Source organism: Methanolobus vulcani, from assembly GCF_006546655.1.
GTDB classification, from domain to species: domain Archaea; phylum Halobacteriota; class Methanosarcinia; order Methanosarcinales; family Methanosarcinaceae; genus Methanolobus; species Methanolobus vulcani_A.
On the sequence record NZ_VIAQ01000009.1, the window covers coordinates 47324 to 69377 of the forward strand.

The window sequence follows — 22054 nt, forward strand, 5'->3', positions numbered from 1 at the left end:
TTATATGCAAGTATCCCTAATATATCAGTATATTAAATATACTATGTCAGAAAGATCCTAGCATTAGGAAGCATGGGGAATAATATGTTCTGTTATCAATGTGAAGAAACTATGAATGGTACCGGCTGTACAAAGAACGGTGTATGTGGAAAAAAAGGAGAGGTTGCTGACCTTCAGGATGATCTTATCTTTGTCCTGAAAAGTATTGCATTCTACAACTCAAAGGCAAGAGCAAACAACCTTAATGATGCAAAGATTGATGAGTTCATTCTTGACGGGTTGTTTGCAACCATCACAAATACCAATTTTAATAAAGCTGATATTGAAAGATTAATCAAAGAAGGATTTGAAATAAAAGATGGGATCAAGGAGAAACTCCCAGGTGCTGCTCCAAATGCTGGTGATGACCTGACTGTCATGGCAAAGGTCAAACCTGAAACACTGGCCAATATCAACACCAGTGTTCTGGCAACGGAAAATGAAGATATTCGCTCTCTCAGGGAACTTTTGATGTATGGTCTCAAAGGCATGGCAGCCTATGCACACCATGCAAATGTTCTTGGATACAAAGATGACAACATCATGTCATTTATTGAAAAGGCACTTCTTGCTACATTGGATGATGGCATGGGTGTTGATGAACTCATTTCACTGGTACTGGAATGTGGTTCAGTTGGTGTTAATACACTCGCTCTGCTTGATAAGGCAAACACTACAACCTACGGAAACCCAGAGCCTACTGCAGTTAACATTGGTGTAGGTAGCAATCCGGGGATCCTCATAAGCGGACACGACTTGCATGATCTGGAACAGCTCCTTGATCAAACAAGAGGTACAGGTGTTGATGTTTACACCCACGGTGAAATGCTTCCTGCAAACTCCTATCCTGCCTTTAAGAAATATGATAACTTCGTGGGTAACTATGGAGGTTCATGGTGGAGACAGAAAGAAGAGTTCGACAAGTTTAATGGTCCGATACTTATGACCACCAACTGTATCGTTCCTCCTAAAGAGTCATACATCAATAGGATCTACACCACCGGAATTGTCGGCTTTGATGGTGTAACTCATATCATTGCCAATGAAGACGGAGGAAAGGATTTCTCTACCATCATTGAGCAGGCAAAGACATGCCAGCCACCGCAGCAGCTTGAGGAAGGCACCATCATGGGTGGTTTTGCTCATGTATCGGCACTTTCCGTTGCCGACAAGATAATTGAGGCTGTAAAAGGCGGCCAGATTAAGAAGTTCGTTGTAATGGCAGGCTGTGACGGAAGGCACAAGGAGAGAAGCTACTACACAGACTTTGCAGAAGCACTGCCGGATGATACTGTAATCCTTACAGCAGGCTGTGCAAAATACCGCTACAACAAGCTTGATCTAGGAAATATTGGCGGAATTCCAAGAGTAATTGATGCAGGTCAGTGTAATGATTCATATTCACTTGTTGTTATTGCACAGGCTCTAGCAGAGGCTTTTGGTATAGAGGATATTAACGACCTGCCGGTTGCATATAATATTGCATGGTATGAGCAGAAAGCATGTCTTGTACTGCTGGCACTGCTAAGCCTTGGTGTCAAGAACATCATGCTTGGTCCGAAACTTCCGGCATTTGTCTCACCAAATGTCCTGAATGTGCTGGTTGAGAACTTCAACATCATGCCTAACACAACAGTAGATGAGGATCTTAAGACCCTCATTTAAATTTTTAATAGCAGTTTCTAGGAATATTATAACTAAGTCCTTATTTCCATTTTACTTTAGGAAGTGTATTCATGAAAATAACAAGCTACAGCAATGCAGAAAAGAAAGAAAACCCTCATGGAGTCACAGTTCATAAGCTCTATGATACTGAACACGCTCAAGTTATGCACATGCAGCTCAAACCAGGAGAAGCTCTTAAAAAGCATTCAACACCTGTTGATGTATTTTTCTATGTGCTAGAAGGTGAGGGCATAGTAGAGATTGGTGATGAGCAGCAGACTATCACAAAGGATATGTTGATAGACAGTCCTGCAAAGATCCCTCACAGGCTTATGAATGAAAGCGATAGTCTGTTTCGTTTCCTTGTGGTAAAAGTACCACGTCAGACTGAACAGACAAAAATGATGTAAACCGGACAATTTTAAGATTTCCCGGTATCCTTTTCTTTTTTCTGTTCTTCTCCTGAAAGCATTCATTATTTGGATAGCCTGACAATGTTCATGGAATGTGACTGTCCGGCGTACTTAATCAGGCTTAGGAAATACAGTTTGATTTATTTTCTTTCCACACTGTGAAAAACAAAGGTTGTTTTACATTTTTTTATATCTTTGTTTATAATATAGTGTTTTAATCCTATACTTCTAATTAAAAATCTATTGAGCAACTGTAGATTCCATTTAGTCGAAGGCGTTAAATAATGATATCCTGAATATACCAATCATACTGTAATTGACTTTATCGGAGATTATCAATGACAGATCTAGCACCAATAATGGAAAAAACGCATGAATGGGCATCAAAATATGCAAAGAAAAAGGGTTTTATTCTAAACCCTGATGAAGAAATGCTGATGATGGTAATCGAAGGTCTTTCTAAAAATAAACATGAACATGGGAAGCAGTATTGTCCATGCCGTCTTAGAACCGGTGATGAGGAAGAAGACCGTAAGATTATCTGTCCATGTGTTTATCATGAAGAGGAAATAGAGAATGAAGGTAATTGCCACTGTTCTTTGTTCTTCAAAGTCTGATATTTTTAATAACAATAAAATCTGATCAATAATTCTACTCAGCATAAATGGGCGGAGATAAAATGGCAAATGTAATGGAAATATATCAGTTGCTTCCAAAAACTAACTGTAAGGAATGTGGAAAAAGTACATGCATGGCATTTGCCGTTGATCTGCTGGCACGTAAGGTCAGTGTGGATGATTGTCCTCCACTTGTAAACGATGCTAAGTATAAGGCAGGTTATGAGAAGCTCTCTGAAATGATAGCTCCTGTAAGTGGCGTAACCGATACAGGTCTCATAGTTCATGAGGACAAATGTATAGGATGCGGTAATTGTGTTGTCGCATGTCCTGTTAATGTTGCTAATGACCCGCTGGGTGCAGGTAGTGGAAAAGCGCCGACATCTGAGAAAGTAATCTTTAAGGTTGAAGATGGTGTTGTTAAAGCCCGCAATGTTAAGGAATGCCGCCGTTTTGGTGAGAACCGGATTCTCTGTGTTGCCTGCATAGATACATGTCCTACAAAGGCCATTGAGTTCGTATGAACTCTTATTCTTCTTATTTTAGAGTGTGGTGATGATTTGAGTGAATATTATGTTTGTACGGGATGTGCACTTCTCTGTGATGACATAGAAGTTGAAACAGAAAATAGTAAAGTAAAGACTGTTCATGCTGCATGTCGCAAGGGCGTTGCACGCATGAAAGGCTGCAGTGACCATCTGGAATGTACTATTGATGGTGAAAAAACAGATGTAGATTCTGCAATTGCAAAAGCTGCTGAGATTCTTAGGAACGCAGACAAACCTTTGATTTTCGGACATGGAAACTCAAGTTCGCAAGCTCAGAAAATGTCAATCGGTCTTGCAAAAAAGATTGGTGCATATCTTGATGATACTTCCTCCTTCTGCCAGGGTCCGGTAATAGAGGCAATACTTCAGGATAAACTCAAAACATGCACATTGGATGATATCAGACACAAAGCTGATGTAATTATGTTCTGGGGTGCAGACCCTTCAAATTCACATCCACGTCATCTTTCACGATATTCATATTTCCCAAGAGGCAAGGAACGTCAGAGAGGGTGGGAAGAGGACAGAACAGCTATTTGTGTTGATGTCAGGAAATCCGAGACGGCAGTTATTTGTGGAGATAACCGTTTCTACCAGATACCAGTGGGTGGAGATGCAGAGTTTATGGACGCACTGGTAAGTGCTCTCTCCAGTAAGGTTCCAAAGACATCATTCGGATTTGATGCAAAGAGAATACTTGAACTTGCAAATGTGCTGAAAAAGGCAAAGTTCGGTGTAATCTGTGTCGGACTTGGACTCATATATTCTCTTGAAGACCTCAACCCATTATTCAGATTAATGGACAAATTAAACGAAGTTTCTGATTTCAATCTCATGCCAATGGTTGGACAATATAATATGCGAGGTTTTAACCAGAATCTTTACGAGGAAACCGGATACATCAACCGTGTGAAATTTAACTCGGAAACAGGTGTTGCAGAACATGGTCCTGAGTTTTCCGTTGTTGAAGCCCTCAGGAATAAAACCGTTGATGCTGCACTGATTATAGGCTCAGATCCACTGTCAAGTCTTCCATTATCAGTTTCGCGATATCTTGCAGAGATTCCATTGATTACTATTGACCCATGCAGGAACCTCACATCTTCAAAGGCAAAGGTAACTATTCCCTGTGCTCTTGGAGGTGTGGAGTCTGGTGGAACTGCCGTTCGCATGGATGGTGTTGAGGTTGAGCTTAAGAAGATACTCGAAACTGAAAATCTCCCCGATGCTGAGATTCTCAGGAAAATCATGGAGGCGATCTGATGGGATTTGGACAATTCCTTGCAGCACCTGAAATTAAACTGAAGGTTGTTACATACAGAGATGTGTTCCAGAATACTGCACAGGAAACCTCTCGTTTTGGAGAGGAATATGAGAATTCTTCTGCTGTCATTAAACTTGACCAGAAGGACATTGCAAAACTTGCTATCAAAGACGGAGAGACTGTGATTGTTAAAAACAGCTTCGGAAAAGTTGTTGTCGCAGCCAGGAAATCGGACTATGAAGAGTCACATGCAGGTATTGCTTACATGGTAAACAGTCCATGGTCAAATTCCCTTGTACCGGATGAGACAGGAGGCACCGGAGTTCCGAAATTCAAGGATTTCGAGGTCACAGTTCAGGGTGCCAAGGGAGAAAAGGCTACCGGAATCAGTGAGATATTCTGATTTCTGAAATCCTGATCTTTCTGTAAATCACACTAATTATTGTATGCGTCGTAGATCTGCCAGACCCATACGATAAATCCTATTAAGTAACCTATCAGGATGATTTGCAGTAAAAAGCAGATTCCAAGCACGACCCATATACCAATTGCTTTGAATAGTTCTCCTTTTATTAACTGTCCAAGTCCAGGGATAAAGAAAGATAATAGTGCCGGAACCCCATGTTTTTGTGTTTGACTCATGTTCACTACCTTTTTACTTTAATTATCCATTCAATGAATCTTTGCGTATAAAAAAGTTGAGATTGCAGGCATTGATTTTTAATTCAAATACGCAAAACATAGCAAGGCTTTTAAATCATGTGTGCTAATAGCGGACATAGGCGACTATAAAATGTTTACAACTAAATTCCATATTTGCTCCTTTTTATTACGTAGGTGATATTGTAAATTATGCAGCAGATTTCCATATCATCTAAAATTATATATTTCATTGGCGCCAAAACGGTTGATAATTAATACAGGTAATTAGTGTGAACAATCTATTATTTTATTCTTATTTTGTCCCTTTTATCGGAGGTTATCCTCACAATGCATAAGATATGTACTGATATAGTAATTGAAACTCCTATCAATGAGGTCTGGGACCTCCTGACAGATTTTGACAATTTTGAAATGTGGAATCCTTTTATAACTAAAATAAGAGGTGAACTTGAGATTGGTTCTAAGCTTGATGTTCATCTCCAGCCACCCGGGACAAAAGGATTAGATATAACTCCGGTTATTACTAAACTGGAACCAGTTAATGAATTCAGGTGGAAAGGTAATCTCTGGGTCAAAGGCATCTTTGACGGAGAACATGCTTTCAGGCTTGAAGAACTTGAAAATGACCGTACAAGGTTAATTCAGTGTGAAAGATTCAAAGGTATACTTGCTCCTCTGATTCTATATGTGGTGGGTGAAAAAACCCGTGCAGGTTTTGAGAAAATGAATGCAAGTCTTAAAAATGAATGTGAAAAAAGAAACAGACAGGGGCTTACACAGTGTGCGCCCTTGGCCTGATAACTCTGTTATCTGAGTATTGTTCCATGCAGTGTGCAATCCAGCCTGAAACCCTTCCCATTGCAAAAATGGAAGTTGCAAGTTCGGCAGGAATATCAAGATATTTGTATACCACTGCAGAATAGAAATCCACGTTTGGATAAATTGGCTTTCCTTTAATCTCTACAAATTCATGGTAGAGAATATGTTCAAGTTCTTCTGCCATGTCGAACCATGATGTGTCACCATTTTCTTCGGCAAGTCTTCTGGCAACATCCTTGTATATCCTTGCTCTTGGGTCGAGCGTTTTATACACGCGGTGACCAAATCCCATGATCTTTTCCTTGCGTTCAAGTTTTCCAAGTGCATAATCCCTTGCGTTCTCAATGCTGCCTATTTCATCAAGCATATCCATTACACCTTTTCTGGCACCACCATGGAGTGGTCCTTTCAGTGTGCAAAGACCGCATATGACTGCGGAATACATGTCTGATAGTGTTGATGAAGCTATTCTTAATGAGAATGTGGAAGGGTTAAGTTCATGCTCAGCACTGAGTATGAGATCCTTTTCCATTGCTTCAGCTTCCAAATCAGTAGGAATTTTTCCACTTAGCATGTAAAGGAAATTTGCTCCATGGGAAAGGTTATCCATGGGTTTGATAGGTTCATCACCATAACTGGCTCTGTGCAGGGCTGCAACGATTGTTGGGAATTCAGCAACAAGTTTTATGGCTTTATTCTTGTTTGCTTCAGGAGTATGCTGATTGTTCTCTTCATCAAAATGTGCTGTACAGGATATGGCGGTTCGAAGGCCATCCAGTGCTTCTACGCCAAACTCAAAATGCTTAAGCACTTCGATAAGCTTTCCATTAATGCCCCGATTTGCTACAAGCATCCGGGAATATTCAGATAATTCTGCTTCATCGGGCATCTTTCCAGTGATGAGCAGATAGGAAACAGCATCATAAGAGAGATCAGCCAGATCCTCTATATTGATACCCCTATATTTCAGGATTCCCTGGATACCATCAATATAGGAAATTTTGGTATCCAAAGCTACTACGCCTTCCAGGCCTTTTTTCATCTCTTTCATTTAAAAATCCCCGATAGGTAAAATGTAAGTTTTGATAGAATATGTTCAATGAAAAAATATGTACTAATACCTTCCAATTATCCATATATTAAAGTTTGCTTGAATTCAAAGCGATTTATAAAATCATTAGTTATATCAAGCAAAATTATCAAAACAAGGATAGGGGTGAATTTTTATTCACCCTTTACTCTGTCTCTGAGGAATTTATGAAGAATTCCTCCATTCATATAGTATTCGATCTCAATTTCTGAGTTAAGACGGACATCTACTTTGAAATTCTTTTCCTTACCATCATCTGACTTTGCTATGACTGTAAGTTCTCCAAATGGTTTGAGTCCTTCAATCCCGGTTATATCATATGTCTCTTTCCCGGTAAGTCCAATGGTTTCAGCAGATTCACCACTCTTAAACTGAAGTGGCAGTACACCCATACCTACAAGGTTGCTGCGGTGTATCCTTTCAAATGATTCTGCAATAACAGCTTTAATTCCAAGAAGCTGGGTTCCTTTTGCTGCCCAGTCACGTGAACTTCCTGTGCCGTATTCTTTTCCTGCCACAACTATCAATGGAATCTTCTGATCCATATATTTCATTGCAGCATCATAGATCGGCATTTCCTTTTCTTCAGGAATGTACATTGTCCATGAGCCTTCCTTGCTTCCGACAAGTTTGTTCTTAAGACGTACATTTCCAAAAGTTCCTCTCATCATTACTTCGTGGTTACCACGCCTGGAACCATATGAGTTGAAGTTCTTTTCATCTACACCCTTTGCAATAAGGTACTGGCCTGCAGGATATGATGCCGGGATTGAGCCCGCAGGTGAAATGTGATCAGTGGTAATACTGTCTCCGACATATGCCAGGGCTTTTGCACCTTTAATATCAGCAAGTTCCTCTACTTCCAGTGGGAAATCCTTGAAGAAAGGTGGTTCCTGTATATATGTGGAGTCTGCATCCCAATCATAGAGCAGACCTTTTGGTGCATCAAGTTTTCTCCAGAGTTCTGTTCCTTCATACACATTGGAGTATTCTTCTTTGAACATCTCAGGTGTGACTGCATTGAGGATACATTCATTAAGTTCTTCTTTTCCTGGCCAGATATCTTTCAGGTAAACAGGGTGTCCGTTCGGATCACAGGCGATTGGCTCATTTACGAGGTCAATGTCAACTGTTCCTGCAAGTGCATATGCTACAACAAGCATTGGGGATGCAAGATAGTTTGCTTTGATCTGGGAGTTAATTCTGCCTTCAAAGTTCCTGTTACCACTGAGTACGGCTGCAACGGTAAGGTCTTTGTCTTCTATTTCCTTTGAAACTGCTTCTCTTAAGGGGCCACTGTTACCAATGCATGTGAGACATCCGTAACCGACAAGATGGAATCCCAGTGCATCAAGGTATGGCATAAGATCGGCTTTTTCAAGGTAGTCAGTAACTACACGGGAACCAGGTGCAAGGCTTGTCTTGACAAATGGTTTGACCTTAAGTCCTTTCTCAACAGCCTTTTTAGCAACCAGTCCTGCACCTATCATAAGTGCCGGGCTGGATGTGTTAGTACATGATGTGATGGAGGCAATAACAACTGAACCATGTGTTACAGCAACAACGTCGTCTGCACATTTTATCTTTGTAATGCCAGTATGATGTGGATGTGTGATCTCGGAAACACTATAGCCGCCTTCGTTCAGCCAGCGTCCGTAATCAGGGTCTGTTTCGCATGCTTCCTTTCCGCTCTTTGCAGCGAACACTTCTTTCATTGTCTGGTGGAATGCCCTTGACATTTCTGGAATTGGTATGCGGTCCTGTGGTCTTTTAGGTCCTGCAAGTGACGGTTCTACAGTGCTGATATCAAGTTCAAGTGTAGATGTGAATTCAGGTTCAGGTGCTTCATTTTCAAGGAAAAGTCCCTGTTCTTTACAATACTGTCTGACAAGGTCAACCTGTTCTTCACTTCTACCTGTCATGGTCATGTATTCAAGAGTTACTTCATCTACAGGGCAGAATCCCATAGTTGCACCGTATTCCGGAGCCATGTTCGCAAGTACAGCTCTTTCTGTGAGTTCGATAGCCTTGTATCCCGGTCCGTAGAATTCCACGAACTTTCCGACAACTCCATGTTCCCTGAGCATCTGTACAACTGTGAGTACAAGGTCAGTGGCTGAAACGCCTTCCCTGAGTTCTCCGGTGAGCTTGAATCCGACAACTTCAGGTATTGGCATATAGTATGGCTGTCCGAGCATTACAGCTTCAGCCTCAATACCACCGACTCCCCAACCAAGCACGCCAAGTCCGTTGATCATGGTAGTGTGGGAGTCTGTACCTACAAGTGTATCAGGGTATGCAACAAGTTCGCCACATTTTTCATTTAAATGAACAACAGACGCAAGGTACTCAAGGTTGACCTGGTGGATAATACCGCTTGCAGGTGGAACAACCTTCAGGTTATCAAAAGCATTCTGTGCCCAGTGAAGCAGTTCATATCTTTCCTTGTTGCGGTGGAACTCATATTTCTCATTGCAGTTACGTGCATATGATGTACCGTAATAGTCTACCTGAATTGAGTGATCGATAACAAGATTTGCAGGAATGACTGGATTTATTGCTGAAGGATCTCCTCCCAATCTTTCCATGGCAGATCTTATGGCTGCGATGTCTACTACTGCAGGAACACCTGTAAAGTCCTGCATTAAAACCCTTGAAGGAATGAACGGGATGTCAACTGCAAGCACTCCTTTTGGACTCCAGCTTGCAAGATTTTTGACGTCATCTTCTGTGATAACTTTTCCATCAACGTTTCTCAGAATATCTTCAAGCAGTACTCTGATTGAGTAAGGTAATTTGGAAATGTCGGCAATACCTGCCTCTTCAAGCTTTTTTAAGCTATAGAATGTTACCTCTTTGTTAGCAATAGTAATAGTTTGTTTGGATTCAAAAGGATCTTTAAGATCATCACATTTCATAATGTCACCTATTCAAATGTAATTTTAGTTAAGCGATTATCTGCAAAGTTAAAACCGGTGTTGATTCCGGATGATGATATAGTAGTATGTTTTAGTGGAAGTCCTATGCATTGTAGGTCGCTGCATCTGTAAACTTTTTGAAACTTGTTTGCAGGACTATCAAACTAGAGTATAAAAACCTGCATTGGAATAAATAACTTTGCCTGATTCATAAGTCATATTTAATTTTTTCAAATAGCAGATGGCCTGTAATTTGTTAACAATTTTGATTAATAATTTAAAAACGGAGGAGAAAAAGAAGGAGGGATTGTTTTGTCAGGAACAAAACAATTGGTGTAAAATGCGCTCACATCCCGACAACCAGGTTGCCAAAGAGGCATACATTATTTTTGGAACCCATAATTGCAGGTCTGAGTACATTGATACCTGACTCTACAATGTGTGAAGCTTCAAATATTTCTGCAAGCTGTGATTTGCCTTCCTCAAAAAGATCTCCCACGGCTTTCATGCCTTCCACAAACCCGAGTTCTATTAGTTCTACCGGACTAACTCCTGCTTCCAGGGCTTCATAGGCTATCTTTTCGACGGCAATTTCATCGAGATCCATTACAGCATGCTTTGCCTTGTCAAAGATCTCTTCCTTTGTTGGGTTCATATATATCACCTTGTTGTTTGGTGTTTTTCGTTTTATGAGGTCATTTTTCTGATATTTTTCTTTGTTCTTCAAACAATACCCAGGTCAAGTGCCAATGATAATACAATTGCTATTACCGAGAAGGCAAAGATTACCAGGTAATTCATTCGTTCCTTTGAAACTGAAAGGCTCCACATAATATACTGTAATCCGCGGTAATCCTCTTCAGTTAAAGAAGTTCTATTCTCTATCTTACTGAGCAGTTCAAGATTTCTTAAAACTCCAACCCTGCGTGTTGCAACGTGATATCTGTGTGCGAAGAATATCAGATATCCAATTACTCCCAGGTAGAACAGAGCTTTTGACAATATCCCGTTGTAATAATCTGCAATTATTATCAACCTCAGGAATACAGCAGAAAACATTCCTAACCAGAAATAGAACTGTATCCTCTTGAGGCTGTAGCCCTCCGGGACATGTATTGTGTTCAAATTTGTAACAGTTTCCGTCATTATATCTTTCTACCTGTTTTATTTATGCTGTCTAGAGGTATATTTATATTTATCCTCAGGCAGAAGCTCATTACCGTTGTTATCATATTTAAATATTTTGCAATAAGTCCTTCGACACAATTTGCATATTTTTCAGTATTGTATACAAAACATCATAAACATTCTCAATAATGCTATCAGTAAACCCATAAGTTTGTAATGTTTGTGGGCTCAGTTTGAATAGGTAATGTGTGTAAGGTGAGAGTGCTAGTCGCGAAAATGGGAAAATTACAGAAAAAATAACAAAATTTTAGGTCTATCCAATGAATATTGCCGTGAATGTTGTGATATTTCAAGAACCTGCTTAATAGCTGTAAAATCCTGTTAGCAGATACATCAATAAAACAAGTTAAATTTATGACATCAATTGCAGAATAAAAGAAAGAAAAGGATTAGACTTCAAGGCAGTCAACAGGCCTTTTAAAGAATGCTTTAATCATTCCATTGTCATCGACATCATCTGAGAAGCGGATAAGCTCCCAACCTTCTATGCCGATCCTGTTCAAGTCTTCCTTTGTGCTGTCCCACTCACCGTAGCGAACAGCTTTGATATCATATTCCCATGGTGCCATATTTTTAACCTCTTTAGAGTCATTTAGTTGAGTATATAATAAGGTATTATCGCGTTGTATAAATACCTTGTCAAAAAATATGCTTGCCTATAAATCAAGCTGGCTTGATATACTTATGCCAGCATAAGAGGTGAAGGAAATTGAAAATTTTTCCCTCTGCAAAACCAGATTATTATGAAAAAGGGAAAGACGGGTTTAAGATAAGTTTCAGATACGTTTAAAGACCTGACATCTTCCTGAGTTTATCAATGTCTTTCTGGTCTCTTACACCTTCAAAGAGTCTGTTCTTATCAATCCACATGTCAGATGCACTTTGCAGGCCTGCAGATTTGTGTTGTGTAAATTCAATTTTAAAACCCGGTGTTGAAGGAGCTTCAGCATCGAATGATTTGTAGAATGTATTTTCAAGTAACAGTCTTGAGGAATTATTTGCTTCCGTATCTTCTGTTAATTTAGCTTCATCTTTCTTGTTCTCGGTCATACCCTAACTAATTGAATTCATGAGTATTAAAGGATTCTGATGATTAAAAGAAAATGCTATTTTTATGGATTCAACCACACATAGATTTATTAATGTGTAACACTATCACTCTTTATACTATCATGTTCAGACTGTTTTGCAAGTTTTGCATATTTAGTTCGTCCGGTTTAATTTATAGCTATTCAAAAGGTTGACATCGATGAATGAAAAAAACTTTCCGTGCAGGGGATGGAAGAATACCGACTGTGAAATCGAAGCTTGTATTAAACTTGAGAATGATCTCCTGAAAGCAAAGAATGAGGCAGAACGGGCCAGAAATACAATGGGCAAATTTCTTGTTGACATGAGTCATGAACTACGCACGCCCCTCAATTCAATTATTGGTTTTTCTGATATGCTTTTTGATGATATGACCGGTGAGTTAAATGAAATACAAAAAGATTATGTTGACAGCATATCCAAAAGTGGAACACATCTTCTGCATCTCATAAACCAGTTGCTTGACCTGGCAAAAATTGAATCCGGCAAGGTTGAATTGAATATTGAGGAATTTGAGTTGCAGGACCTCATTGGTGAGGTAAACTCCATAATTGTAGCTCTTGCAAAAAAGAAGTGTATAGCTATTTCTTACAAAGTAGACACAGATATTGGTTCACTGAACGCTGACAGACTCAAAATCAAGCAGATACTTTTCAATCTGGCAAGCAATGCAATTAAGTTCACTCCTGAAAAGGGATCTGTAACTATTGTGGCTGAAAAGCTCTCTGCTGATAAGATGTTGTTGAGAGTATCGGACACCGGTCCCGGAATAGAACCAGATGATCTGGAAAAGATATTTCATCCCTTCGAGCAGCTTGGTAATGTGGAGGAAACGGGCTATAAAGGAACAGGTCTTGGTTTGAGTATTGTTCAGGATCTTGTGTTGATGCATCAGGGAAACGTATGGGTTGAAAGTGAGCCTGGTAAAGGGTCTGTATTTTATGTGGAGCTTCCTTTAAGTTTAAGCAATGTTTAATGAACACCTTTTTACAGTGTATTTCTCACATTACATCTTTCATTATAACATCGGTAGTATTAGTAATACGAGTTCTGCAACAGAAGCCGAGAATATAGGAATTGCTAGGTTATCATCTATCTTCACGAATGTGGTCTCAACATAGGTTGCAGTAAACGCCATGAGAAGTGAAATAAAAGGATTTCCAAGTAACAGGATAGCTAGTATAAGATCGACTATAAATTCAGCTATACAACCTTCAAGACTTTTACCGTTACTAATTCTTATCCTGCCAAATCTTTTTCCAACCAGTGCAGCACTCATGTCTCCGAATGTTGTCATAAGGATTGCCGCAAATGCAACATTTTTACTGAAAACTGATATGACTATCAGCGCACCTATTGTGAAATAGACATATGAACCAATTGCATTTTTCTCTTTCTGGCGCAAAACAACATGCAAAACAGGAAGCTTGAATCCTCTGTCAAGTCTTAAGTGTTCAATGCCCAGTATCAGCACGAGATATGTTATCAGGAGTAGCTGAGAAGCCTGTTTTCCCATGAACGCATAAACAAGTATTATGAGTATCGAAGTAAAATGAACTCCTTTTCTTAATAGTTCGTTGGCAAAAGAAATACTGGTCATTTGCACTACTTTAGTGTATACACATATAAAAGAGTTCATCAAGTTAAAAAATCAGATAAATAACATTCTTCTCCTCTTCCTTTTTTGTAAAATCATTATCATCAGGTATCATCTAGAATAAGCTAATATTCTACTGATGAAAAGATTTAATATATATCAGGACTTGAAGCCCATTTCATGGTTACTATATTTGCTGACAGGATGGAGAACAGCAAAAAGTCCTTCATCAGGGAGATATTGAAAGTCACGCAGCAGCCGGAAATTATTTCATTCGCCGGTGGACTGCCGAATCCTGCACTATTCCCTGCAGAGGAACTTGCAGCAGCAGCTGCAAAGGTCATGTCAGAGGACGCTTCAAATGTCCTGCAATATAGTACTACAGAGGGTTACCTGCCTTTACGTGAGTTCATTGCGCAGAGGTATCTTGAAAAGAGCGGACTTAAGATCGATCCTTCTGAGATCCTTATAACAAATGGTTCACAGCAGAGCCTGGACTTAATAGGCAAGGTTTTCCTGAACAAAGGAGACAGGGTTGTCATAGAGAGTCCCGGTTATCTCGGTGCTATCCAGTCTTTCTCAATATTTGAACCGGAGTTCAGGGAAGTACCTCTTATGGATGATGGAATAGATATTGATGCTCTTGATAATACCCTGGAAGAAAGCGATGCAAAGCTTTTCTACACGGTTCCTACATTCCAGAACCCTTCCGGTGTTACATACTCACAAGAGAAAAGAGAGGCAACAGCCAGGGTTCTTGATAAACATGGAGTTGTTTGTGTTGAGGATAATGCCTACGGTGAACTGAGGTTTGCAGGTGAGGACGTACCTACTATCAGGAATTATCTGGAAAATACAATTCTGATGGGTTCCTTCTCAAAGATAATTGCCCCGGGACTCCGGCTTGGATGGATATGCGCAAATAAAGACATCATGGAAAGACTTCTTGTTGTAAAACAGGCTGCTGACCTTCACTCCAATTACCTGTCCCAGAGAATAATCTGCCAGTATCTTATGGATAATGATATTGATAGTCATATCTCCAGAATTAAGGGTGCGTATGGTTCTAGGCGAGACTATATGGTAAACATGATGTCCCGATATTTCCCTGAAGGTATCAGCTACACTAAGCCGGAAGGCGGTATGTTTGTCTGGGTAACATTGCCGGAAGGTGTTTCTTCTATGGATTTGTTTGACCTGGCAATAAAAGAGAATGTTGCTTTTGTTCCAGGTAGTCCGTTCTATACTATCGAGGGAGCAGGTTCTAACACGCTGAGACTGAACTATTCCAATTCTGATCCTGATGACATCGAAGAGGGAATCAAAAGACTTGCAGCTTGTATGGAAAAACTGAGCTGTTAAAAAACAGAGCAAAATAGTAATTCATTTCAGGATAAAAAAGAAAAAAGCATCACTCTAATGTGATTGCTTCTACCGGACAGACGTCAACGCAGTCTCCACAATCGACACATTCGTTTGTGTCAACGACTGCAACGTCACTGTTCATAGAAATAGCTTCTACCGGGCAGGAATTTACACACTGCTCGCATCCTGTACATGTATTTTTATCAATAACCGCTGGCATTTTATTTCACTCCCTTTGTATCATTTAACAATACTTATGATACTACAATTCCAATCTGGAATAATGAAATAAATATCTATCGTAATTACAAGGAATCGATTTTATTATTTTAGTGGTATTGATATTGTAAACGTACTACCTTTATTAAGTTCACTTTCAACAGTCACTGTACCGCCATGCATTTCGGTTAGTTTTTGCACAAGGGATAAACCAAGTCCTGTTCCATCATACTTTCTACTTAATGCAGAGTCCAGTTGTTTGAAAGGCTCGAAAAGTTTTTTCATATCCTCAGATGATATGCCAATTCCTGTGTCTTTGACACAAATATTAACCATGCTATCTTTTGTGACAGAATATATCTCAATAAGCCCTCCATTGGGTGTAAATTTAATAGAATTTCCAACAAGATTTAATAGTATCTGTCTGATTTTGTTTCTATCAGCAATAGTTATCGTATTTTCCATTTTAGATGTGTTTAATGTCAGGTTATTTTTATAGAGTAATGGATTAATAGTTTCTGCGACCTCATCAACCACATCTTTGAATGATATATTTTTACAATTAAGTTCCATTTCACCTGCTTCTATCTTTGACAGATCGAGTATGTCATTTATTATGGTAAGCAAATGTTTACCGCTAGTAGCTATGTTACATGTGTAATGTTTTTGCTTTTCATTGAGTTCTCCGGCAATTTCTTCCAGCATCAAGTCTGAAAAACCGATTATAGAATTAAGTGGAGTACGCAGTTCGTGGCTCATAATGGCAAGGAACTCACTTTTTGCACGATTGGATGATTCAGCATGAATTCTCGCTTCAAATTCCCTGTTCTTTTCTTCCATTTCCCAGAGTGCTCTTTTGTGAATAAGGCATGCTTCTATGGAAAATGCAAATTTGGATATTACTTTACTTAGTTGGTTGGCTATAATTTCAGGATTTTTGAGTTCCTTCACCCAGTAAAGTTCCAGTACTCCAAAATCCTTCAAGGGAAATAACATGCAAGAGCCATTTGTGAATTTATCCTCTACAATATATTCTTTAAAATTGTCATCTCTTGAGTTAAGCAAAAGGGCATCTTTCTGTAAAAGAACTGATATCATTGGATGAGAATCAGGAAGTTTCTTCTGGCTACTATAATATTCAGGATGAGAATACACAAGACTTGCAAAATTGCTTTTATGAAAGTCAATATATTCGTCCCTGATCCACAGGGCCACGTAATTGACTCTTTTTCTGGACATAAGTTTTTTCAGGAAGCCATCACAATTTTCCTGTAAATCCAAAGAATTACCTACAGACAGGGATAATTCATAGAGCAGAGTTACCTTATTGAAAACATCTGTGTAATGTATTTGTTCATTCATGGAATAGCCCTATCACCACAGTCTTGTTCAAAAATTCGACCATATATTTGCCCATAGAGGCAATTTCCCCCAGAGAAAGAACTCCTTCAGGAATTATCTGTATATCTCTGTTCTCCAATATATCTTTGATAACTCCAAGTTCCTTTTCAAAGTTTTCTCCCAGGAATATCGATCTTCCAATACAATCTATGACGAAACAGTGGTTAAATTCCTTCCTCTCTTCAATAAAGCAGTCATTAACTGCTTTTTTTGCAGATTGTATCAGTGAGGCTTCATCACTGCTTAATATACAAAGAACTGCATTTTCAGGTATGTCACCTGCACAAATCAAATCTCCGTCTTCATTGGTTGCCATAACTTCCCGGACGAGGTATTCCTGTCCTTCTATGTAGATTCCCAGCGGATAATGCTTTGAAATTTCAACCATGTCTTTACCAGTAATAAGTTCTCCGGTTGTTGTTTCAATAGCTTCCTTATATACTTTGAAGGCATTGCTCCAGTTCAATTCTTTGATTGTTTTCCCATTACTTTTTGTCACAACCAGAGGTCCGATTGCTTTTTCCCATCCATGGTGAACTCCAAGATTGCATTCCATATCAATAAAGGAAATAATGGCTGAATCTTCAAACATTCCCTCTGGTGTAAATAAACATTTTCTGGAATATCCATCTAGAAAACCAGCACCGCATCCCAGATATTCGATAGAATCCGCAAAAAGGTTAAAGAAAGAATATAAAAATGAGGATACATTGTTAGTCATTGTATCTACGATTATGATAGCTGTGGAACTTTTGTTTTCAAAGTTTCTGAAAGGATGTACCTGCTTTTCCAGTTTATCAGGTAATTTACTGACATTTCTTATCAGTATCGGTTTTTTGATAACTGGTATGGTGTTTATTATTGCTCCTGTGTAATATCTTTTTGAATCATATATTATTCCAGGGAATATAGCTCCAAAGAAATCTATGTTTCTTTTGTTCAACTCACTTATTAATAGTGGTATATCAGGTAGTTCTTGTTCAGCAAAGAATATGATTACCGTTTCATTTTTCTGAACATTAAGTTTCTCAATAGCGTCAACTATTTCATAAACATTTGAAGTGGTAATATACATTTATTCCTCTATAGTTGAAACATTTATCCGGAGCAATACATTTCATACTATAAATGATTATAATAGCCATTTTATATATAGCATGTCTTCATTTTTTGAACATGTATTAATTTTCTAAAGGATTTTCAGTTCTATTTTGAAATACGACTCATAAAATTTTAATTGTTCATATTTTGAACAAAAAGTAATTATATTTTTTAATTATAACTAATTACGATGCTACGACACAAAGAAAAAAACAAGGCAAATCTCTATGGTATAAAAGGGATGCATAATGTCCACTCATGGCAGGGACTTGCAATTTATTTCAAGAATAGTTCCCGTGTAGTGAAATGTGATGCATATAATACCTGCCAGTCAGATAAAAGGTCACGTGCATGTTTCTATTCTATCAGGAGATCAGATGCCATATATATGCTTCAATCGGGGTTCAATGTAAGTATTACTGTGGCTGAAAAATTACTTGATACTCTTGTGGATATGGGGGTCACAAAGGCATTGCGCTGTCGTAAGGTAGATTTATCTGGTTTCTGTGATGAAGGCTGCCGTATGCTAGCGTTTGAGGAAGACCTCTGAAAACCAATCAAAACTTTATTAAGCCAACAGAGTAATTCTGCACCCATGTTTACTATTATTACTGGTGCTCAATTTGGCGATGAAGGTAAAGGCAAGATAGTTGACCTTATTTCCGGGGACTATGATCTGGTTGTTCGTTTCCAGGGTGGAAACAACGCTGGACATACCGTTAAAGTAGGTGAGGACGTATACAAACTTCACCTCATTCCATCTGGTTTTCTTTTAGATTCAAGGGTATTGATTGGTCCAGGTACTGTTGTGAACCCTGAAGTGCTGGCAGAAGAGCTTGATATGCTTGCAGAAGGTGGCATTAATTTAGATGCAGCAAAGGTCGGTGTTGATGCCAAAGCCAGTATAATAATGCCATATCACATTGAACTTGATGGTCTGAGGGAGTCCCAGAGGACTGAGAAGATCGGTACAACAAAACGTGGTATCGGTTTTGCATATATAGATAAGGTTGCCAGGGATGAGATTCGGATGGGGGATCTTGTTGATAAGGAAAAGTTCCTCAAGAGACTTGAAGACCTTGCTGCATCAAAGGAAGCAGCCATAAAAGAGCTCGGTGGCGATCCTTCTATAGTTATGGATCAGGAACTTATTGATAAGTATATAAAACTTGGTGAGCGCTTTGCTTCCTATGTAACTGATGTCTCTTATGAGGTTAACAAGGCACTTGATGAAGGCAGGAATGTCCTTGCCGAAGGAGCACAGGGAACTCATCTTGACGTAATCCACGGAACCCAGAAATTCGTAACCTCTTCCTGTACGATTGCAGGTTCTGCATGTGCCAATATTGGTGTTGGTCCTACAAGGGTTGATGAGGTACTGGCTATTGTAAAAGCATATATTACAAGAGTTGGCGAAGGGCCATTACCAACAGAGCTTTTAGATGACATTGGTAAGCAGATACAGGATGTTGGTGGGGAGTTTGGTACTACCACAGGAAGATCCAGAAGATGCGGTTGGTTCGACCTCCCACTGTTGAAGAAAGCTATCTACCTTAATGGTTACACATCCATTGCACTTACTAAACTTGATGTTTTATCCAATCTTGAGCCTGTAAGAGTTTGTGTTGCTTATGAACTGGATGGAAAGACTATTGACTATCCTCCGGAGGATACTTCCGAGCTTGCAAGATGCAAACCTGTATACGAAGACCTTCCTGGATGGAATAGTGACCTTACAGGTGTGAAGGAGTTCAGTGATCTTCCACAAAATGCTCAGGATTATGTACTTTACCTTGAGGGCAAGATGGGCGTAAAGATAGATTACATTTCAGTTGGTCCTGCAAGGGAACAGACCTTCAGAAAGTAGTCCCGATAGGCAAAAACTGCCGAAAAACGTATATACTACTCAATAGTTTAAACATCACAAATCCAGCTGAACTAATCACCTGATGCAATTGAGTCCTGCAGATGGTGGGTATCTTAACAGATATTATAATTCAGGAGAATATTAATGACAACTGTATATGACGTTCCTGCAGCCGAGTTTATAGCAAAGGTAGCAGAAAAGTTGAAAGAGAATGATAAAGTAAATCCACCTGAGTGGGCAACATATGTAAAGACAGGTGTGCACAAGGAACTTCCACCAATCGACACAGAATGGTGGTATACAAGATGTGCAGCAGTACTTAGAACTGTATACACCCAGGGCCCAATCGGTGTTGAGAGAATGAGATCTGTCTACGGAGGAAAGAAGGACAGAGGCGTTGCTCCTGGCAAGAAGGCAAAGGGCAGCGGTGCAATCGCAAGAACTGCACTTCAGCAGCTTGAGGAAGCAGGTTTTGTCCGCTCTCTCAAGAGCGGTCGTGTGGTATCTCCACAGGGACAGTCCATGCTTGACAATGTTGCATACGAGGTAAAACAGGACCTTCTGGAAACAATTCCAGGTCTTGCTAAATACTGAATGCATTATTCAGTTCGATAACTTCTATAAGGAATCACTGCTTACATCTTAAGGAAAGGTGACTTTCATGACTGATGACCTTGAAGAGATAAGAAGAAAAAGACTTGCACAACTCCAGCAGCAACAGGCAGCTCAGCAACAGATGGGCGGTGCCGATATGCAGGCAGCAATGCAACAGGAGCAGATGCAGGCCGAGATGGAAGCAAAGAAGCAGGCTCTGATGCGTCAGATACTGACTCCGGAAGCACGTGAGAGGCTGACTAATCTACGTATGTCCCGCAAGGAACTCGTTGAGCAGCTTGAAAATCAGTTGATCATGCTTGCACAGAGTGGCAGGCTTCAAACCATGATCGATGATGAGAAACTCAAACAGCTTCTGGTTCAGATGCAGCCCAAAAAGAGGGAAACTACTATAAAGCGTATGTGAGCGCCCTTCATGCATGTATCGGTAATGTTCAGTGGTGGTAAGGACAGTTCTCTGTCCGCAATACTGCTGGAGCCTTTCTTTGAGGTTGAACTTGTAACATGCAGTTTTTCACTGCTTCCTGTTGGGGAAGTAGCTGCTGAAACTGCAGAGAGGCTTGGTTTTCCGCACAGGATCATCAATCCCGATGTTTCAATTCTTGAAAAGGCATACGATATAATAATTGAGGATGGTTTTCCAAAGAACGCTATCAATTTCATTCACAGAAGTGTCATAGAACATCTTGCGGCCAATCCGGATGTCACATTTATTGCTGACGGGATTCGCCGTGATGACCGTGTTCCAATGCTGGAACTGTCACAGATACGTAGCATTGAGGATCGGTTTGGTGTTCATTATATATGTCCGCTGAAAGGATATGGACGTGCTGCGGTGAATGAACTTGTAAAAAAGCATCTGGTCATCGAAGAAGGTCTGAGTGAGGATGTACTAAAAGCTGATTATGAAACAGAACTACGAAAAATGATAGCTCTGAATCATGGTCCTGATAAGATACGGGAGATTTTTCCCACTCATGTACAATCACATGTTATCGAACGCAAGAAGGCGTTAAGTAATGAAACAGCGAACGGAAAAACATGATTAAAGATTTATACAATAATTATGTTATAAGTTCAAAATTCAATAGATACTTTAATACAAATCATAGCATAGGTGAGACAAGTGAGCCACAATACTAAAGGACAGAAGACAAGGTTGGCAAAAGCACACAGGCAGAACCACAGGGTTCCTACCTGGGTTATCATTAAGACCGAACGTGCGGTCGTAAGCCATCCAAAGAGAAGACACTGGAGAAGAAGCAGTCTCGATGTGAAATAAGTAGGTGATGATAATGGCAGAAGACGTAGTAAAAGAGCAGATCTATACAATTCCTCTCCGTGAGATTAAGTCAATTCCACGCTGGAAAAGGGCCAAGAAGACTATGGTAGTTATCAGGGCATATCTTACAAAGCACATGAAGGTAGAACCTGATATGGTCAAGTTAGACAAGACTATCAATGAGAAAGTATGGGAACACGGCTGTGAGAAGCCACCACTTTCCATCCGTATAAGAGCTGCAAAGTTCGAGGATGGCGAAGTTCAGGCAGAACTCGCATAAATGCTTCCGGGTAT

At 39.7% G+C, this 22054-nt stretch carries 27 protein-coding genes; 16 read left to right on the forward strand and 11 right to left on the reverse strand.

All coding sequences use genetic code 11. The annotated features are described in order from the left end of the window. Positions 1 to 84: 84 nt before the first annotated feature. The 6 genes from hcp (at position 85) to FKV42_RS03515 (ending at position 4949) form a co-directional block, all read left to right on the forward strand. Complete coding sequence (gene hcp, locus FKV42_RS03490; protein ID WP_154808861.1) at positions 85 to 1704, forward strand: hydroxylamine reductase; 1620 nt, start codon at positions 85 to 87, stop codon at positions 1702 to 1704. Positions 1705 to 1775: 71 nt separating this feature from the next. Then, on the forward strand, positions 1776 to 2114 hold the full coding sequence (locus FKV42_RS03495) for a cupin domain-containing protein (protein ID WP_154808862.1): 339 nt from the start codon (positions 1776 to 1778) through the stop codon (positions 2112 to 2114). Positions 2115 to 2455: 341 nt separating this feature from the next. Continuing rightward, positions 2456 to 2734, forward strand: a complete 279-nt coding sequence (locus FKV42_RS03500; RefSeq protein ID WP_154808863.1) for a ferredoxin-thioredoxin reductase catalytic domain-containing protein — start codon at positions 2456 to 2458, stop codon at positions 2732 to 2734. A gap of 62 nt (positions 2735 to 2796) precedes the next feature. Further along, positions 2797 to 3258, forward strand: coding sequence for a (Fe-S)-binding protein (locus tag FKV42_RS03505; protein WP_154808864.1), 462 nt, complete (start codon positions 2797 to 2799; stop codon positions 3256 to 3258). A 36-nt stretch (positions 3259 to 3294) separates the two neighbouring features. Beyond that, positions 3295 to 4545 carry a formylmethanofuran dehydrogenase subunit B gene (locus FKV42_RS03510; protein WP_154808865.1) on the forward strand — a complete coding sequence of 417 codons (1251 nt, stop codon included), beginning with the start codon at positions 3295 to 3297 and terminating at the stop codon, positions 4543 to 4545. Further along, positions 4545 to 4949, forward strand: coding sequence for a molybdopterin dinucleotide binding domain-containing protein (locus FKV42_RS03515; protein WP_154808866.1), 405 nt, complete (start codon positions 4545 to 4547; stop codon positions 4947 to 4949). Before FKV42_RS03510 ends, FKV42_RS03515 begins: the two co-directional genes overlap by 1 nt. Positions 4950 to 4981: 32 nt before the next feature. On the opposite strand, the gene FKV42_RS03520 is transcribed toward FKV42_RS03515, so the two are convergent. After that, positions 4982 to 5188, reverse strand: coding sequence for a hypothetical protein (locus tag FKV42_RS03520; RefSeq protein WP_154808867.1), 207 nt, complete (start codon positions 5186 to 5188; stop codon positions 4982 to 4984). 348 nt (positions 5189 to 5536) lie between these two features. On the opposite strand from FKV42_RS03520, the gene FKV42_RS03525 reads away from it, so the two are divergent. Beyond that, on the forward strand, positions 5537 to 6007 hold the full coding sequence (locus FKV42_RS03525) for an SRPBCC domain-containing protein (protein WP_154808868.1): 471 nt from the start codon (positions 5537 to 5539) through the stop codon (positions 6005 to 6007). Here FKV42_RS03525 and FKV42_RS03530 read toward each other — a convergent pair. The 6 genes from FKV42_RS03530 to FKV42_RS03555 all read right to left on the reverse strand — a co-directional run bounded on the left by FKV42_RS03530 (position 5982) and on the right by FKV42_RS03555 (position 12274). Continuing rightward, the gene (locus FKV42_RS03530; RefSeq protein ID WP_154808869.1) at positions 5982 to 7079 is read right to left on the reverse strand and encodes a citrate/2-methylcitrate synthase; all 1098 of its coding nucleotides are present in this window, start codon (positions 7077 to 7079) and stop codon (positions 5982 to 5984) included. The genes FKV42_RS03525 and FKV42_RS03530 overlap by 26 nt on opposite strands. A gap of 173 nt (positions 7080 to 7252) precedes the next feature. Continuing rightward, positions 7253 to 10036: an aconitate hydratase AcnA gene (gene acnA / locus FKV42_RS03535; RefSeq protein ID WP_154808870.1), complete on the reverse strand. Its 2784-nt coding sequence runs from the start codon at positions 10034 to 10036 to the stop codon at positions 7253 to 7255. A 346-nt stretch (positions 10037 to 10382) separates the two neighbouring features. Beyond that, positions 10383 to 10691, reverse strand: a complete 309-nt coding sequence (locus FKV42_RS03540; RefSeq protein WP_154808871.1) for a cobalamin B12-binding domain-containing protein — start codon at positions 10689 to 10691, stop codon at positions 10383 to 10385. Positions 10692 to 10759: 68 nt separating this feature from the next. After that, positions 10760 to 11182: a hypothetical protein gene (locus FKV42_RS03545; RefSeq protein ID WP_154808872.1), complete on the reverse strand. Its 423-nt coding sequence runs from the start codon at positions 11180 to 11182 to the stop codon at positions 10760 to 10762. 431 nt (positions 11183 to 11613) lie between these two features. Then, positions 11614 to 11793 carry a hypothetical protein gene (locus FKV42_RS03550; protein ID WP_154808873.1) on the reverse strand — a complete coding sequence of 60 codons (180 nt, stop codon included), beginning with the start codon at positions 11791 to 11793 and terminating at the stop codon, positions 11614 to 11616. Between the two features lie 217 nt (positions 11794 to 12010). Continuing rightward, the gene (locus FKV42_RS03555) at positions 12011 to 12274 is read right to left on the reverse strand and encodes a hypothetical protein (protein ID WP_154808874.1); all 264 of its coding nucleotides are present in this window, start codon (positions 12272 to 12274) and stop codon (positions 12011 to 12013) included. Positions 12275 to 12473: 199 nt separating this feature from the next. On the opposite strand from FKV42_RS03555, the gene FKV42_RS03560 reads away from it, so the two are divergent. Further along, positions 12474 to 13289 carry a sensor histidine kinase gene (locus FKV42_RS03560; RefSeq protein ID WP_154808875.1) on the forward strand — a complete coding sequence of 272 codons (816 nt, stop codon included), beginning with the start codon at positions 12474 to 12476 and terminating at the stop codon, positions 13287 to 13289. Positions 13290 to 13331: 42 nt separating this feature from the next. On the opposite strand, the gene FKV42_RS03565 is transcribed toward FKV42_RS03560, so the two are convergent. Next, positions 13332 to 13913 carry a diacylglycerol/polyprenol kinase family protein gene (locus FKV42_RS03565; protein ID WP_154808876.1) on the reverse strand — a complete coding sequence of 194 codons (582 nt, stop codon included), beginning with the start codon at positions 13911 to 13913 and terminating at the stop codon, positions 13332 to 13334. 177 nt (positions 13914 to 14090) lie between these two features. Between FKV42_RS03565 and FKV42_RS03570 the strand changes: the two genes are divergently transcribed. Beyond that, on the forward strand, positions 14091 to 15272 hold the full coding sequence (locus FKV42_RS03570; RefSeq protein ID WP_154808877.1) for an aminotransferase-like domain-containing protein: 1182 nt from the start codon (positions 14091 to 14093) through the stop codon (positions 15270 to 15272). Between the two features lie 49 nt (positions 15273 to 15321). On the opposite strand, the gene FKV42_RS03575 is transcribed toward FKV42_RS03570, so the two are convergent. From FKV42_RS03575 to FKV42_RS03585, 3 genes are all read right to left on the reverse strand, one after another. Then, on the reverse strand, positions 15322 to 15495 hold the full coding sequence (locus tag FKV42_RS03575) for an indolepyruvate ferredoxin oxidoreductase subunit alpha (RefSeq protein ID WP_154808878.1): 174 nt from the start codon (positions 15493 to 15495) through the stop codon (positions 15322 to 15324). Positions 15496 to 15599: 104 nt separating this feature from the next. Further along, positions 15600 to 16856, reverse strand: coding sequence for a sensor histidine kinase (locus FKV42_RS03580; RefSeq protein ID WP_154808879.1), 1257 nt, complete (start codon positions 16854 to 16856; stop codon positions 15600 to 15602). Then, entirely contained in the window at positions 16849 to 17970 is a 1122-nt protein-coding gene (locus FKV42_RS03585; protein WP_154808880.1) for an FIST signal transduction protein, read from the reverse strand. The genes FKV42_RS03580 and FKV42_RS03585 overlap by 8 nt, the downstream gene beginning before the upstream one ends. Positions 17971 to 18186: 216 nt before the next feature. Here FKV42_RS03585 and FKV42_RS03590 point away from each other — a divergent pair, with 216 nt between their 5' ends. The 7 genes from FKV42_RS03590 (at position 18187) to FKV42_RS03620 (ending at position 22040) form a co-directional block, all read left to right on the forward strand. Next, positions 18187 to 18546 carry a hypothetical protein gene (locus FKV42_RS03590; protein WP_154808881.1) on the forward strand — a complete coding sequence of 120 codons (360 nt, stop codon included), beginning with the start codon at positions 18187 to 18189 and terminating at the stop codon, positions 18544 to 18546. Between the two features lie 45 nt (positions 18547 to 18591). After that, positions 18592 to 19863, forward strand: a complete 1272-nt coding sequence (locus FKV42_RS03595; protein ID WP_154808882.1) for an adenylosuccinate synthase — start codon at positions 18592 to 18594, stop codon at positions 19861 to 19863. A 144-nt stretch (positions 19864 to 20007) separates the two neighbouring features. Further along, positions 20008 to 20457 (forward strand): 30S ribosomal protein S19e, encoded by a 450-nt coding sequence (locus tag FKV42_RS03600; RefSeq protein WP_154808883.1) that lies wholly within the window; start codon positions 20008 to 20010, stop codon positions 20455 to 20457. Between the two features lie 67 nt (positions 20458 to 20524). Further along, positions 20525 to 20884, forward strand: coding sequence for a DNA-binding protein (locus tag FKV42_RS03605; RefSeq protein ID WP_154808884.1), 360 nt, complete (start codon positions 20525 to 20527; stop codon positions 20882 to 20884). 9 nt (positions 20885 to 20893) lie between these two features. Next, a complete protein-coding gene (locus tag FKV42_RS03610; protein WP_154808885.1) occupies positions 20894 to 21523 on the forward strand; it encodes a DUF7411 family protein in 630 nt (209 codons plus the stop codon). 81 nt (positions 21524 to 21604) lie between these two features. After that, a complete protein-coding gene (locus FKV42_RS03615; protein WP_154808886.1) occupies positions 21605 to 21760 on the forward strand; it encodes a 50S ribosomal protein L39e in 156 nt (51 codons plus the stop codon). A gap of 13 nt (positions 21761 to 21773) precedes the next feature. Then, the gene (locus FKV42_RS03620) at positions 21774 to 22040 is read left to right on the forward strand and encodes a 50S ribosomal protein L31e (protein WP_154808887.1); all 267 of its coding nucleotides are present in this window, start codon (positions 21774 to 21776) and stop codon (positions 22038 to 22040) included. Positions 22041 to 22054: the final 14 nt, after the last annotated feature.

Bases quoted from the DNA above. Each gene is read 5' to 3' on its own strand.
- FKV42_RS03505 (WP_154808864.1), top strand. From the start codon at position 2,797: ATGGCAAATGTAATGGAAATATATCAGTTGCTTCCAAAAACTAACTGT.
- FKV42_RS03500 (WP_154808863.1), top strand. From the start codon at position 2,456: ATGACAGATCTAGCACCAATAATGGAAAAAACGCATGAATGGGCATCA.
- FKV42_RS03610 (WP_154808885.1), top strand. From the start codon at position 20,894: ATGCATGTATCGGTAATGTTCAGTGGTGGTAAGGACAGTTCTCTGTCC.
- FKV42_RS03520 (WP_154808867.1), bottom strand. From the start codon at position 5,188: ATGAGTCAAACACAAAAACATGGGGTTCCGGCACTATTATCTTTCTTT.
- FKV42_RS03605 (WP_154808884.1), top strand. From the start codon at position 20,525: ATGACTGATGACCTTGAAGAGATAAGAAGAAAAAGACTTGCACAACTC.
- FKV42_RS03545 (WP_154808872.1), bottom strand. From the start codon at position 11,182: ATGACGGAAACTGTTACAAATTTGAACACAATACATGTCCCGGAGGGC.
- hcp (WP_154808861.1), top strand. From the start codon at position 85: ATGTTCTGTTATCAATGTGAAGAAACTATGAATGGTACCGGCTGTACA.
- FKV42_RS03570 (WP_154808877.1), top strand. From the start codon at position 14,091: ATGGTTACTATATTTGCTGACAGGATGGAGAACAGCAAAAAGTCCTTC.
- FKV42_RS03550 (WP_154808873.1), bottom strand. From the start codon at position 11,793: ATGGCACCATGGGAATATGATATCAAAGCTGTTCGCTACGGTGAGTGG.
- FKV42_RS03540 (WP_154808871.1), bottom strand. From the start codon at position 10,691: ATGAACCCAACAAAGGAAGAGATCTTTGACAAGGCAAAGCATGCTGTA.
- FKV42_RS03600 (WP_154808883.1), top strand. From the start codon at position 20,008: ATGACAACTGTATATGACGTTCCTGCAGCCGAGTTTATAGCAAAGGTA.
- FKV42_RS03585 (WP_154808880.1), bottom strand. From the start codon at position 17,970: ATGTATATTACCACTTCAAATGTTTATGAAATAGTTGACGCTATTGAG.
- FKV42_RS03620 (WP_154808887.1), top strand. From the start codon at position 21,774: ATGGCAGAAGACGTAGTAAAAGAGCAGATCTATACAATTCCTCTCCGT.
- FKV42_RS03530 (WP_154808869.1), bottom strand. From the start codon at position 7,079: ATGAAAGAGATGAAAAAAGGCCTGGAAGGCGTAGTAGCTTTGGATACC.
- FKV42_RS03555 (WP_154808874.1), bottom strand. From the start codon at position 12,274: ATGACCGAGAACAAGAAAGATGAAGCTAAATTAACAGAAGATACGGAA.
- FKV42_RS03515 (WP_154808866.1), top strand. From the start codon at position 4,545: ATGGGATTTGGACAATTCCTTGCAGCACCTGAAATTAAACTGAAGGTT.
- FKV42_RS03525 (WP_154808868.1), top strand. From the start codon at position 5,537: ATGCATAAGATATGTACTGATATAGTAATTGAAACTCCTATCAATGAG.
- FKV42_RS03580 (WP_154808879.1), bottom strand. From the start codon at position 16,856: ATGAATGAACAAATACATTACACAGATGTTTTCAATAAGGTAACTCTG.
- FKV42_RS03565 (WP_154808876.1), bottom strand. From the start codon at position 13,913: ATGACCAGTATTTCTTTTGCCAACGAACTATTAAGAAAAGGAGTTCAT.
- FKV42_RS03560 (WP_154808875.1), top strand. From the start codon at position 12,474: ATGAATGAAAAAAACTTTCCGTGCAGGGGATGGAAGAATACCGACTGT.
- FKV42_RS03595 (WP_154808882.1), top strand. From the start codon at position 18,592: ATGTTTACTATTATTACTGGTGCTCAATTTGGCGATGAAGGTAAAGGC.
- acnA (WP_154808870.1), bottom strand. From the start codon at position 10,036: ATGAAATGTGATGATCTTAAAGATCCTTTTGAATCCAAACAAACTATT.
- FKV42_RS03590 (WP_154808881.1), top strand. From the start codon at position 18,187: ATGCTACGACACAAAGAAAAAAACAAGGCAAATCTCTATGGTATAAAA.
- FKV42_RS03575 (WP_154808878.1), bottom strand. From the start codon at position 15,495: ATGCCAGCGGTTATTGATAAAAATACATGTACAGGATGCGAGCAGTGT.
- FKV42_RS03495 (WP_154808862.1), top strand. From the start codon at position 1,776: ATGAAAATAACAAGCTACAGCAATGCAGAAAAGAAAGAAAACCCTCAT.